The organism is Oligoflexus tunisiensis, assembly GCF_001748245.1.
GTDB lineage: Bacteria > Bdellovibrionota_B > Oligoflexia > Oligoflexales > Oligoflexaceae > Oligoflexus > Oligoflexus tunisiensis.
This window is the reverse complement of record NZ_BDFO01000001.1, coordinates 1684551-1697825: the sequence shown is the minus strand read 5'-3', so window position 1 is coordinate 1697825 and position 13275 is coordinate 1684551. Positions and strand designations below refer to the sequence as shown.

Here is a 13275-nt window from a genome sequence, read left to right as displayed (position 1 = left end):
GCCCTTGCCTAAGCCGCAGAGTCCGACTACACTCATGGGACCGGAAAAAAGGAGTGAGTGCGTGAGTCTCCAGAATGGAAGTTTCTCCCTGACCCGTTATCAAGTGTTGGGGCGGAAAAAGCGGCTTTCTGTCGCCGAAATGAATCAAAAACTGCACGGTTTCCAGGCCCGACCCATTTCCCTGCAAACCGCGGCACGTGAAATCGACTATGGCTGGGTCCTGCCCGACAACCCGGAGCTTGAGGACTTTATCGAACGGCAGACCGCCTGGGATATCAGCGACTGCCTCTACGAAGACGGCGTGCTGCTGCGCCTGCGCATCGAGCGCCGGTCCGTGCCGGGCCAGCTGCTTCAGGAAATCGTCAAGCAGCGTTGGTCGGAACGGGATAATCAGCAGGATTCCGAGGAACCCTCAAGGGTTCTGAAAAAACAGGTCGTCGACGAAGTAAAGGAGGAGCTTCTGCGCATGAGCCTTCCCTCCGTCAGCTATGTGGACGCTTTCTGGAAGGATCAGGAAGATCGCATCTATCTGTTTTCACAGAGCAAAATGGCGCGCGAAGCCTTCGAGGACCTGTTTGGCAAGACCTTTGGCAAGCCGCATAAACTGGGCCTCTTCCAGCTTGTACCGCCCTTGCTCGGCATTCATCCCGAGGCCTGGCAAAACCCCGCCGAGCAGAACGAATATCTGCAACGCATCGTTCATACGCTGCCGGTTCGCTCTGGTCGCGCCATTGAGACAGAGGCCCCTCCCTTCTGAAACAAAAAACTTTATAATTTGTGTCAATTTGAAGTAAGTTGGCGCGTTTTCAGCTGCGTACGACAGAAATTGGTTGTAAAAGTATAGTCCTTACTGACCGGAGAATAAGTCGATGTTTGATAAAGAGACCCGCGTGGAGCTTGGTGAATGGTTTTTCAAGGCGCGTGACTATACGCCCATTCCCCTGATTTTTCTGCTCTTGATCTTCGGTCATCCGACCGTGAAATCGGCCACGATCGGTTTGCTTCTGATCATGCTGGGCGAACTTTTCCGGATCTATAGCGTGGGATTCATCGGGACCATTTCGCGTACGCGCTCCCAGAGCACGGGGCAGCGTTTGATTACGGAAGGCCCTTTCTCCTTCGTCCGCAATCCGCTGTACGTTGCCAACTTTTTGATTACCCTGGGCTTCACCGTGTTTGGTGGTAGTCTTTGGCTGTTGGCGCTGACCGTGGTGCTCTTCGTCGTGCAATATTATTTCATCGTCGCGTATGAAGAGAACCTGCTGCTCGCGAAATTTGGTGAGGAGTATGAAGATTATCGGATGCGGGTGCCGCGCTGGATTCCCGATCGCTGGCCCAATCTCGATCAAATGATGTGGCCGGATACGTTCACGCCCGCTCTGAAGAGCGAGAAGCGGACGTTGACCACGATCTTTTCGTTGATCTTCCTGCTGGCTTTGTTTGCATAAGATAAGCGCCCCTGCGATTGTCACGTGCGGGGGCGGCTTCCGCCATTTTCAAGCGAGCAGCGTGGCGGGTAAAAGGTCCTCTCTCTCGGCCAGCCGATCGCAGAACGCCATCGGCCCTTCCTCTTCCAGCCAATGCCAACCCTTCAGGCCAAGCTCCGGCCAGATCATCATCAAAAAGCGATAGGATTCCTGATACCAGCTGAGATCCAGCCCGGGCACGATCATGGCATGAATCACATTGAGCATGCGACGCAGCTGCCGTTCCTTCAGGAGCGCCTGCAGGTAATCCACATAGAAGACCACCGTTTGATCACCGATTTTCAAGGCGCTCAGCAGTTGATGGAGCGCCTTCGGTTGCAACTCTTCAAAGAGGAAGGCCAGAAAACGCTGCTCGGCTGCCGGTTGGCGTGGACCTTCCAGAACGCGCATGAGTATGCTCAGAACTTCCTGCTGCTCCTCGCGGTTGGCGTTTTCACCGACCAGACGGAGCACAAAATCACTGGCATGACTGCGGCTGATCTGAATGCCTGTTAAAAGACGCAGGCGATCGCGCAAAAGATTCCAGCGTGGTTCCGATGGCAAGGGATGGCCCTTGGGTGGAGCCGCGACCGGCGTGGGCACGGGTCCGGGCATGGAGGGCGGCGGCGCTTTGGATTCCGGGACTTCCTTGGGGAAGGGAATGGGATCCCTCACCGGAGTCTCACGTATTCCGGCAAAGGGATCGCGTGGCTTCGCAGGAGGTGCGGCCTCTTTCAAACCGAAAGGATCGGCCTGGTTGCTGGCTTTGACGAAGGGATCATGCACCGGCGCAGGAGAACGAGACGGCGCAAAGGCTTCCGGCTCCGGATCACGCGCGGGAGTAAAGACGTCCCGTTCCATGGGATTCTGGTCCCGCACCGCAGCGAAGGGATCCTTGGCCGGCTTTTTGGTCGGTGCCTTCACTTCCTTCTGGACCGGGAAATCAAAGGGCGGCAAATCAAATTCACGCGGGGGAAAAGCCGGTTCGATCGGCATCGCGGCCTGGGCCAGCTCCTCGGGATCCAGCTGTTTGGTGGCTTCATTATCAAAGGGTATGGCGGCGCTCATCAGGTTGGATTCAGGCAGTATCTCGGTATTTTCCAAAGGTGAAGCGGCCACGGCAGAGGAACCGGCCATATCATAGGAAAAAGCCTTGCGACTCTCCTGGCGCGTGACCACACTGCGAACGGCCGATGTATCCGGAAAATGAACATGCTGAGATTCCTGAAACAGCGCATTGGAATCCGGCACATAATCCTGGGAGTCATAACCCGAGCGTGACTTGCCCTTGTTGCTCGTTTCCTTGGAGGAGCGCGCGGCTTTTTCCTCCATCGGTGCGGGATCGCCGACTGGAACGGAGTTCTGCTTGGGTGCAAACGCATCCGTCGTATCAAAAACGGATTGGATATTGCGGGGGCGCGGAGGATCCCGATCCTCGGGCGTTTCCAAAAGATTGGGACCCACTTTCAGACCTGAAACTTTGGAGAGCGAGGAGCGCCGGGAACCATCCGGATTGTCGTCGGATTCCTCGAGGCCCTTATCGTAAAATTCCTGTTTCCCCGTGAACGAGCTGGAACTTTCCGATGAAGAACTTTTCCGCTTGGGCGTATAGGTGAAAAGATCGGTTTGATAATCCGAATCCAGAGGGGACTGCGGTGCGAAGGGCTCCGGCATCATCGGTGGAACCGAGCGTTGTGCCGCACGTGGCGGTGAGGGAGGCATGGCATCGGCTTCCGCCGGGATATGCTGCGCGGTGCGTTCATCATCCTGAGCGTCATCCTCCAATTCCGGAGAGGGAAGACGGAAATGCACGCGGGCCTGCCGCGAAGGCAAGGGCACATCCGAAAAGGCTCCCTGCTCAGGTTCCGGTTCCGGCTGCGGAATATGGGGCGGCGGAGTTCGGCCGCGCGTGATGGTGTTTTCGCGTCCCATATCGCTATGCAGTTTATTGATCTCTTCGCGCACCAGGGCTGCGTTATCCATTTTCTCCAGTTTAAGAAAACAGGACTCCACATCCTTCAGGGCGCCGATTTCATATTCCTTGGTGAGCTTTTCCTTGCGAGCTTCCTGCAGCTCCAGGGCTGCCGCTTTCAGGGCCGCATAGGGATTGGGGGTCAGCAAAAGCCCCACCAGCTTTTTCAAATAAAGAATGCGCTCAAGGACATCCTCCTCAAGCACCAGCGTGACAAAGCGATCGATCAATGTTTCATTGGTCGGCTTGGCCTCGATCCGCTTCAGAAATTCTTCGAGTCCTTCCTTCATCCACTCTCCCTCTTGCTTTCATTCTAGCAGCTCGCAGGCCTTTGCACGCGGGGCTGTCTGGGAAAGCTTTGCAGGGATCAGGAAGGCTGTTTTTGCCGGGGCTCAGGAATCGATGAGAAAAATACCGCCGACGATCAAACCGGCAGCGACAATTTTCCGCCACTGAAAGCCTTCCTTGAGAACGAAAAAGCTGAGGATCATGCCCATGAGGACGGAGGTTTCCCGCAGAGGGCCGACGAGACTGATCAGGCCGCCGATGTGCTGGGCATAGAGGAACAAACTATAACCGGCCGTGGACACCGCACCCCAGAGTATGGTCTGCCGGACGAAGGGCCAGCGTTCCGCCGCCGGAATGCTGGCGAATTCCCGCAGCTGGGGTCGAGCCAGGATCGCACACTGCCCCACGTTGGCAATGAGGCACACGGTCATAGGCGGCAGGACCTTCACCGACTGATGATCGATCGAGGTATAAAAGCAGATGCAAACAGCCACCATCAAGGGCCAGGGCGAATGCAGGAGGAGTCCCAAACGATCCTTGAACGCACCGGGTGCCGTGGCCTGAATGCCGATCAGAATCAAACCCACACCGACCAAAGCCCAGGACCCGGGCCTTTCCTGGAAAATCAAAAGACCGGCGAGGACGATAAAGACCTGAGCCAGGCCGCGCGAAACCGGATAGGCGATCGAAAAGGGCACCCGACGGTAGGACTCAGCCAGGCAAAACGTGTAGGTGGCATGCGAAAACACGGAGAGCAGAGGAAAGAGCCAGTGCATGGGAGTCCAGCTGATGCGCGACCACTCATAAAAAACCACGAGCGGAAAAATGAAGAAACAGCCCCAGGCCGTGATGCACCAGAGGAAGGCGCCCTTGTACAGAGTTTTCTTGGCCTGAAGATTCCAGATTGCGTGGAGCAATGCAGACAGAAGAACAATCCAAAACGGTAGCTGATCGGACATGCGGGACACCCCTCTCACTCCCTTGTAGCAAAGAAGTGCGTGGAATTCCAACTTGCTTGAACGCGTGCTTTTATGGGACAGTATGCCAAACTTTTCCAGGAGGTGCCTGTGTTGCGTTTATGGTTGCTTCTTCTCGCGCTGACTGGCGGGGCCTGTGTGTCCACGCAACCCGCGGATGAACTTGTCGAGCTGATGAGCGCCGAGCAGCTCAGGGCCATGATTGAGGCGGACGTGATCCTGCTGGGTGAGCAGCATGACAATCCCCATCACCATGGCATCCAAAGACAGGTGTTGGATCTCATAGGACAGAGGTCGGAACTCGGCAGCGTCGTCTTTGAACAGGCGCACTGGAAGCAGCAGCCGGTTCTGAACGCTTTAAACAATCGCTCGCTCGGGGAGCTCAAGCAGAATTTGAAATGGGAGAGCAGCGGCTGGCCTGATTACCAACTCTATGAGCCCGTGTTCATGGCCGCCACACGTTACAAGGCTCAGATGATTGCCGGCAATATCGCCCCCGAAACCAGCAAGATCATCCATCAGAAAGGTTATGACGCCGTCTTCACACCTGACGAGCAGAAAAAACTGGGTCTGGACGTCAGCCTGGAACCCGAGGCTCAGGCCGCACTGGAACAGGAAATTTTTGAAGGCCACTGCCGTCTTTTGCCAAAGGATCACGTGCGGACCATGGTTCCCGTGCAAAGAGCGCGTGATGCGGCGATGGCCCTGGCCTGGCATCGTTTGCACAAAAAGAACAAGACCGTGTTCATCGTCGGTGCCGGACATGCCCGCAAGGATTTTGGCATTCCCTGGTATCTGAAGCGCTTGAAGCCGGGCCTGAAAATTTACAGTATTGGCATGACGGAAACCGGAGCGGAACCCAGGTCTGAGGCTTATGATCAGATCATCACGACGCCGCCGGTGGAACGCGAGGATCCTTGTGTAGGTCTGAAGGAAAAATTCTCCAAACCCAAATCATGAGGCCTGACGTTCCGCGAACTGCTCCAGGATGCGTTCCAGGTCCTTGCGTGTGAAGGGCTTGGCCAGGAACTCATCCATGCCCGCGTCGAGGCAACGACGACGATCCTCTTCAAAGGCGTTGGCGGTCATGGCCACAATCACCAGATGTCTGTGTTTGACCCGCTCCCGGATCCTGCGGGTGGCGGTCAGACCATCCATACCGGGCATCTGCATATCCATGAAGATCAAATGGTAATCCCTCAGCTCCAGCTGCTGCAGAGCCATCAGCCCATCCTCGGCGACATCCACCTCCGTATAGCCGAGAATCTGCAGAAGGGAGGTCACCACGATCTGATTGATCTTGTTGTCCTCCACCACCAGGATGCGCCGTCCCGGATCAACGTTCCGCACGCGTGTGATGACATCTCCAACGGCAGACTGCAGACGTTTATCCCGCGCGATGTTCAAAGGCAATTGCAGGCGGAAGGTCGAGCCACGACCCGGCTCGCTCTCCATTTCCAGCCGACCGCCCATCAATTCCGCAAGGGACGCTGAAATGGTCAGACCCAGGCCGGTGCCTCCAAAGCGGCGGGAAATTGAGGAATCCGCCTGGGAAAAGGCCTGAAAAAGCTTATGCTGATTCTCCTGACTGATGCCGATGCCCGTATCCTTGACTTCAATCACAAAATGAAAGCATTCGTGGCCCTGGGCCTGTCCACCGAGGCTGAGACGCACCTCGCCGCGTTCGGTAAATTTGATCGCGTTGCTGAGCAGATTCAGAAGGATTTGTTTGAATCGGGCGGCATCGCCGATGACCATCCGCGGAAGGTCGGGACGGCTGTCAATGTTCAGCGGCAGATTCTTCTGCGCCGCCTGCGGCAGGAGCAGCTTCACCACCTCCTGCGCACTGTGCTGGATATCAAAGGGCACCAGTTCCACCTGCAGGCGCCGGCTTTCAATGCGGCTGAGATCCAGCACATCATTGAGGACCGTCAGCAGACCTTCACTGCACGATTCGACCGTATGGAGCATTTCCATCTGCGCCTGGCTCAGCTGGGAATTCTTGAGCAGCGACAGCATTCCGAAAATGCCGTTGAGTGGCGTCCGAATCTCGTGACTCATGTTGGCTAAAAAATCAGATTTGGCACGCGAGGCTTCTTCCGCTTTTTCCTTGGCCTCCTGCAGACGCTCCTCGCGTTCGACCTGCTCGGTGGCATCCCAGTTCACTCCTGTGACGATCCTGGTCCGGCTCGCAGAATCCTGAACCAGCCGGGCGATGGCCCGCATATGCCGGATGGAGCCATCCGGATGAAGAACCCGGAACCTGGCATCCATCGCCTTTCCGTTCTCGATAATGCGCTGCAAACCTTCCGTAATGGACGTGCGATCATCCGGATGAATCGTGGCGACCCAGCTTGCAAAATCCGGAGCAAGGGTTTGGCCATATATCGCATGAAGCTGATCATCGCGGAAGACGTGACCGGTGTCGACATTCCACTCCCAGATGCCGACTTTCCCTGCTTGCAGGGCCAGCTCCAGGCGCTCCTGCGCATGCCGTGCCTGCTCAGCCAGACGGCGGCTCTCGGTGATATCCTGAAAGGTCGTGACAACATGTTTGGGTTTGGCTTCATCCTGTTCAAAGAGCGGTGCGGAGTTGACCGAAAGCCAGCGTTTCTCGCCATTGGGCCAGCATACGCCCATGATCATGTTTTGAATAATCTGTCCGGTGGCCAGGGTAATCATGGCGGGAAGGGACTCACCCGGAATGTTCGAACCATCCTCATACACGGTCTGCCAGCGAGGATCCAGTGTACGGCGCCCGAGGAGTTCGTCTTCCGTCATGCCGAGGATTCGGTGCGCGGCGATATTGAAGCCCACGACGGTGCCGTCGGCCTGTTGCACGATAAAACCATCGAGCATGGTGTTGAGTATCTTTTCATAGCTGGCCTTCTGCTTTTTCAGAGCCCGCTGATGAAACTGCCAGACCTGCAGGAGGAGCAGCAGAGCCACAGAAAGGGTGACGAGCACAGCCAGAAAATGTTGCGATAGGAAATCCAGCATCCCGATCCTCTAAGGCTTGAGTATCTTAAGGCTCATCGGTTGTTTGGGGACGCGGGTTCTTACTTTGAAGGCAGACGGGAACGCGAAAAAGCAGTTGGGAGGATCCCAACTGCCCGTAAGCAAACCATCGAACCGTAAGACAGGGATCCTGCCTTATTCGGGTAAAGTATAGTGGATGTCGATGCGGGCCTCGGCCCCAGGATCCTGAGTGAGCGCAATGGACGAGCCGCTGCGTACAAAGTCCTTGGTGGCTTCACCATTGATATAGACGGTCCAGACGCCGGCTTCAGGATTAGCGACATCGAAGACTTTGAAAATCTTCACCGTTTCGATGTATTTGTAGTTCAAAGTAAATTCCATCGCGTTTGTGATCACACAGTTGCTGATCAGTCTGTCGTCCACGATCTCAAAACCAACGCCCAGATCGCAGTCCCCCTGCGCGTCGACGATGTCTGTGCTTCCGGCAATCGGCAAGCGGCCGAGTTCGAATGCCTTGGTGCTGTTATCCGGCACATCATAGCTCAAGGTCAAAGTCCTGCCGGCCTGGAAGGCATCCGCACTGATGGTGAAGGTGTTGCCATTTTTGGTAAAAGCCACCGGCTGCGTCTGATCCAGAATCTGGAAGTTTCGGCCGTCCGGACTCACAGGAGGCGTATACTCAAGACGCGGACCTGCATTCTTCTTATAGCCGATCTCAACCGTCTGGTTATCCGCGGGCAGATTTTTGAGTACAACCTCGCGTTTGGCAGCATCAAAGGTAAAGTCGGTCGTGGCCTGGCCGTTGACGCTGACCTTGATGGAACCTGTCACGGGATCAGCCGTGGTTTTGAAACGATCGAGAAGCGCCTTGTTTTCCCGATAGTCGAGCGTGATCGTCGCCATGTCCGCGGGAGCGTTGGTAAAGGTTACCGTGCGGCCGCTGACCGTATACGAACCGGCCGAGGCGGCCGCTCCATTGATTTTGGCGATCACGGTGCCCGCGGCCGGATCCTGGCTCAGCGTGAAGCTGCTCAGGATGGGTTTGGAACCGGTCCGGTATTCCGCGACGACTTTGGAACCAGCGGGTGGTTCCTTGCCAGCCACAAAGGAAATGACCTTGCCGTTCCGCGTGTAGGAGCTGGCATCCAGGGCCCGCGTGGTGTTATCACTCAGGAGCAGGCTCAGTTTCAGAGTGCCATCGTCCGGTAAAGTTTTCAGCTCAAACTGATTGTTCAGCAAAAGGGCGATGCTATCGGAAATACGATTGAGGGTGGTCTTGTAGCTGCCATCACAGATGTTGCCATAATTGACCGCACCGTTCGCCTTGTAATCGAAGAGGCGCAGGTACTGCGGAGCAGCGTTGCCGGCGGTCGAGCACAACGCCTTCGAAGGGGCCACGATACCGTAGAATCCTGCATTCTTGCCGATGGTGCGCTGCAGGGTGTTTTCCACATAATTGGTCAGATAGGATTCCTTGGCCCAGGGCAGGCTTCCGCAATCCGAACCATCGTTACTGCAGTTATCTTCATCGCTGACGATCAGGACCGCCAGAGTGGATCCTGTCCGCACCCAGGGTTTTTCCGTACAGCGCAGACCGACCACCGACTGGCGAATCCCCTGCTCATTGCCGCTGCCGGAGATGCCCGCATTCACAGCCGTGGCAAACTTTTCTGAGGCATCCGCTTCACCCGACTTGATGAGAGTGGTATTGCAAAGTTCCTTGCCTTCCGCCGCTGCCGTGTTAACGGAAACACCGGCTGGCACAGCGGGAGCGGTAGTGATCACACTGATCTGCCAGCTCGCGTCCTTGATGGACACCAGCAGTTCATTGAGCTTGGAGGAAAGGTTGGTCTGCTCCTCTTTCATCGAGCCTGAGTTATCGATGACCACCAGGATATCGGCGAGGCCTTGACGGGCAGCCTGATCGAACTCCTCACGGATCGTTGTTCCAGCATGTCCCTGGGTAAAGGTATCGGTGAGGGGCTGGCGATTGATTTGCGTAAAGTTATCGGTCACTGGAGCCAGATTGTCCTCAAGGGTGAACTCCGTCTTGACACCTTTGGGTTCGAGTTTGAAGCGGAAACTGGCCTCCCGCGTCTTCGAAGACTCAAAGCTGTTGATGATGGTATCCGGCTTCTTGCTGGATTCCATGGTCGTTTCCACCTGGGCCGGAATGTGATTCGAAAATTCCGGGGTGGCATCACCGGACTGCGCCTGGGCATCTGCGGCAGCCGCCGTTTCCTGCTCCAGCGTGAGTGAGTTTCCAGATTGAAACCCGGCATCATTGCACGCGCTGCCCAGACCAAGCGTCAGGGCTAAAATAATCGCGGGCGTAAACTTTCCTTGTCCGCCCAAAATAATTCCGGGCGTAAACTTTCCTTGTCCCCAAATACGAGTCATTTGCAGGCTCCCCTCTCGTGATTCTGATAAGCAGAACTAAAAACCTTATCGGACCCCACTCTGGTGGGTCTTGGGGAATCGGGATTTTTTTTTTATGTTTGAGGCTTCGGTCGGTGATTCAAGTTTGCGGAAAAAAAGTCGAGGGAAGTTTTGGGTCAATGCTTACCCGGAGAAAGAATGGGGAGGCGGGCTCCCCGGAATTTATTTCTTTACCTTTTCCACGTATTCACTGGTACGGGTGTCGATTTTCAGAAGATCGCCTTCCGAAATATGGAAAGGAACGGTCACCACAAGGCCGGTTTCCAGCGTTGCCGGTTTACCGCCGCCGCCCGAGGTGTCGCCCTTGATGTTGGGTTGGGTTTCCTTCACGCGCAGTTCAACAAAGTTATCCACCTCGACCGTCACTGGACGGTTTTGGAAGAACGTCACGCGCACCATGCTGTTCTCGATGATGAAATATTTGGCATCATCCAGATCTTCAGCCTTCAGAACGACCTGATCATAGGTCGCCATATCCATGAAGGTATAGCTCTGACCATCGTTGTACATATATTGCATTTCTTTGAAATCAAGATCGGGGACGTTGACTTTCTCGCCAGCTTTAAAGGTAACTTCAAGCACCTGAGCGGTTTCCAGGTTCTTGATGCGCGTGCGAACGAAGGCCGAGCCTTTGCCAGGGTTTACATGCTGAAATTCCACGATGACATAGGGTTTGCCATTGTATTCAATCTTAAGGCCCTTCTTAAAGTCAGTCGTCGCGTACATGAAAATTCCTTCTTATCATTCGTGGAGATGCCTAAGTCAAAACAAACCTTAAGCAACGTTATGCAATTTCGAAACGTCCTAACCTATCTCAAAAAATGAGAATCGCCTAGTCTCGGATGTCCTGGATAGGGCTTCTCTATTCCGTTTTGGCGTCGGAAAGGCGGCTGCGGCTGAGGGTGAAATCACGTAGCTCCCGCACCAGATCCACATGTCGTAGAACCCGCAAAAGAGGGCCCCGATAGTGATCGATCGCCACGCGGCGCTCGCGCTGAATGCCAAGGCCGGGGCCACGCAGATCGCGGCCTGAGGTGACATGGATGATATCGCCAAGGCCCTTGGGATGCTTTTTTTCGAGCATCACGACATGACCGTCATAGACCAGAAGGTCACCGGGTAAGGCCCGCTGGCTGCGGTTTCCCACGTCGACCAGGGCATATTTTTTCAGGAGAGCATCCGCACCCAGGTTATTCATCAGCGCCGTGGTCAAATAAGTGGCAGGCAGACCCGCCAGCTTAAAGACTTCATGGATGAAATGACTGCAATCGAGGCTGCAGCTGGCACAGGTCGGGCAGGCCCGGAGACGGGAATCCTTGTCCGGTTTTTTTGCGCCCAAACACTGATTGCAGGCCTCACACTCCCGGACATCACCGAGTTTATTGCCGCCCATCACATAGGAGATGGACCAGTTGTCGAGCATATGCCGCGCCTGTCCTAAAACCTCCTGGCGTTTGGGCAGTGTCGTCCCCTCCGCCCGGGAAAATCCGGCTGCCAATAAAACTAGCAGGTAGAAAATGCCGCGTCTCATAGCTATCCCCGTCACCTCACCCTATCTTATCATATCTCCAGGACCTCAATTGTCAGGCAGAGTAGGCTCTCCCCCTTGCTTTTGTCAAGTTGGCTGAGATATATGCAAAGGATCCAATCTTGTCGAGGCAGTTCAAAATCGCGCTGACCATCGAAGTGGCCATTATGCTTTGCCTCTGGAGCATAGGCTACCTCTTCTGGACCACTATCTGTGGCAACTCGCTGGATCAATGCTTCACCAATGACAACTTCTGGACACGATCCGGCTTTCTGATTCTTTCCGTTGTGCGACCCTTTTTCTTTTCGCCTCTGATGCAGGCCGCCTATATCGGAGGCGCCAGCTTTGGTCCCTTCTGGGGTTCGATCCTCACCGTTGTGGGAGCCGCGCTATCCGCGATGGCTGTTTATTATCCTGGCCATATTATTGGTAAGAAAATCGTAAGGCCCTGGCTCAGCGCGAACCTGCCTTCGACCTGGCAGCTCCTTCGAACCCAGGATTATAAGGTGATCTTCGTCACCCGCTTTATTCCCCTCTTTCCCTTTGACCTGATGTCCCTGCTTTATGGTGTCGCTGACTTTCACGCCAAGCGGGTTTTTGTCTTCACCCTGATTGGTGCCATCCCGGAAGTCTTTTTCTTCGCCAGTTTCGGTGAACCCGCAAACGATGAAGTGATGATGCGCGGCCTTCGCAACATCGCCGTGTTTGGCTTCATCACGCTTCTGCCGCTTTTGGTTTATGAATTCATCTCAAGGAAGAACGGCAGCAGCCTTTGGACCCGTCTGAAGCGGGTTTACTACGAACTCCTTTATGAAGCCCGGGTCAACAATGAGATCATCAAACGCCATCAGTACTCGTCCGATAAAATTCCGATCATCCTGCTCTATGGTTTTGGGTCCTCGCGCAAGACCTTGAATGTCATGGAAACGCTGCTGACCAAACGGGGTTTTGAAGTGATGAGCTTTAACCTCGGCGGTTCCCTTGGTGTGTTTTTCACACGCGGTATCAAGGAAACGGCGGACTTCATCGACCGCAAGATTCAAAGGCAGATGAAGCGCTATGGTTTCAAGAAAGTGCATATCGTGGCTCACTCCAAGGGGGGGCTGGTGGCGCTCTGGTGGCTCCTGCGCATGGGCGGATCGGAATACTGTGATCGCCTGATTACCATGGGGACGCCCTTCAAGGGCACCTGGCTCACCTATCTTGCTATATTGACCCCGTTCGGCTTCTTCTTTAAAGACGTATGGCAGATGGCACCCGGTTCCTACTTCCTGAAGGAGCTGCACAAGAGCCCGCCGGTACCCGGGCTGAAGGTCTATTGTTTCTATTCCATCCGCGATAAAGTGGCGATTGGCACCAAGGCCATATTTGAACATCCCAGTGATGTCACAGCCATTCCCATGCATCACGTGTCGCATTTTCAGTTTCTGGCCCGCCGCGATGTCACGCAGGCCATTATCAAAATACTCCGTCAGGATGCTGCCCATGGACGGGGCCGCCGTGGGCGCGACAACGATCCTCGAAACCAGCCCGAGAGCGGGATCCAGGATGACGAGGAAGATCCGCAGTCGGATCCGGGTGACGAGGAATTCGATTCTCACTCGGGCGCAGTCTGATCTATACTGG

General features: G+C 55.2%; 10 protein-coding genes. 4 read left to right on the top strand and 6 right to left on the bottom strand.

Going from position 1 to position 13275, the window contains the following annotated elements; genetic code table 11:
• Window positions 1-61: 61 nt before the first annotated feature.
• Both rdgC and OLTU_RS07340 read left to right on the top strand, forming a co-directional pair.
• On the top strand, window positions 62-757 hold the full coding sequence (rdgC, locus tag OLTU_RS07345) for a recombination-associated protein RdgC (protein ID WP_176736412.1): 696 nt from the start codon (window positions 62-64) through the stop codon (window positions 755-757).
• A 112-nt stretch (window positions 758-869) separates the two neighbouring features.
• On the top strand, window positions 870-1448 hold the full coding sequence (locus OLTU_RS07340) for a methyltransferase family protein (protein WP_141732104.1): 579 nt from the start codon (window positions 870-872) through the stop codon (window positions 1446-1448).
• A 48-nt stretch (window positions 1449-1496) separates the two neighbouring features.
• On the opposite strand, the gene OLTU_RS07335 is transcribed toward OLTU_RS07340, so the two are convergent.
• The gene (locus tag OLTU_RS07335) at window positions 1497-3728 is read right to left on the bottom strand and encodes a hypothetical protein (RefSeq protein WP_141732103.1); all 2232 of its coding nucleotides are present in this window, start codon (window positions 3726-3728) and stop codon (window positions 1497-1499) included.
• Window positions 3729-3830: 102 nt separating this feature from the next.
• Window positions 3831-4685: an SMR family transporter gene (locus OLTU_RS07330; protein WP_141732102.1), complete on the bottom strand. Its 855-nt coding sequence runs from the start codon at window positions 4683-4685 to the stop codon at window positions 3831-3833.
• A gap of 108 nt (window positions 4686-4793) precedes the next feature.
• On the opposite strand from OLTU_RS07330, the gene OLTU_RS07325 reads away from it, so the two are divergent.
• Window positions 4794-5663, top strand: a complete 870-nt coding sequence (locus OLTU_RS07325; RefSeq protein WP_176736411.1) for a ChaN family lipoprotein — start codon at window positions 4794-4796, stop codon at window positions 5661-5663.
• Here the strand turns inward: OLTU_RS07325 and OLTU_RS07320 are convergent.
• The 4 genes from OLTU_RS07320 to OLTU_RS07305 all read right to left on the bottom strand — a co-directional run bounded on the left by OLTU_RS07320 (window position 5658) and on the right by OLTU_RS07305 (window position 11652).
• The gene (locus tag OLTU_RS07320) at window positions 5658-7703 is read right to left on the bottom strand and encodes an ATP-binding protein (protein ID WP_141732100.1); all 2046 of its coding nucleotides are present in this window, start codon (window positions 7701-7703) and stop codon (window positions 5658-5660) included. The two genes, OLTU_RS07325 and OLTU_RS07320, sit on opposite strands and share 6 nt — an antisense overlap.
• Before the next feature lie 153 nt (window positions 7704-7856).
• The gene (locus OLTU_RS07315) at window positions 7857-10082 is read right to left on the bottom strand and encodes a hypothetical protein (RefSeq protein WP_141732099.1); all 2226 of its coding nucleotides are present in this window, start codon (window positions 10080-10082) and stop codon (window positions 7857-7859) included.
• A 201-nt stretch (window positions 10083-10283) separates the two neighbouring features.
• A complete protein-coding gene (gene efp, locus OLTU_RS07310; protein WP_141732098.1) occupies window positions 10284-10847 on the bottom strand; it encodes an elongation factor P in 564 nt (187 codons plus the stop codon).
• 136 nt (window positions 10848-10983) lie between these two features.
• A complete protein-coding gene (locus tag OLTU_RS07305; RefSeq protein WP_141732097.1) occupies window positions 10984-11652 on the bottom strand; it encodes a hypothetical protein in 669 nt (222 codons plus the stop codon).
• 119 nt (window positions 11653-11771) lie between these two features.
• Here OLTU_RS07305 and OLTU_RS07300 point away from each other — a divergent pair, with 119 nt between their 5' ends.
• Window positions 11772-13265 carry an alpha/beta fold hydrolase gene (locus OLTU_RS07300; RefSeq protein ID WP_141732096.1) on the top strand — a complete coding sequence of 498 codons (1494 nt, stop codon included), beginning with the start codon at window positions 11772-11774 and terminating at the stop codon, window positions 13263-13265.
• Window positions 13266-13275: the final 10 nt, after the last annotated feature.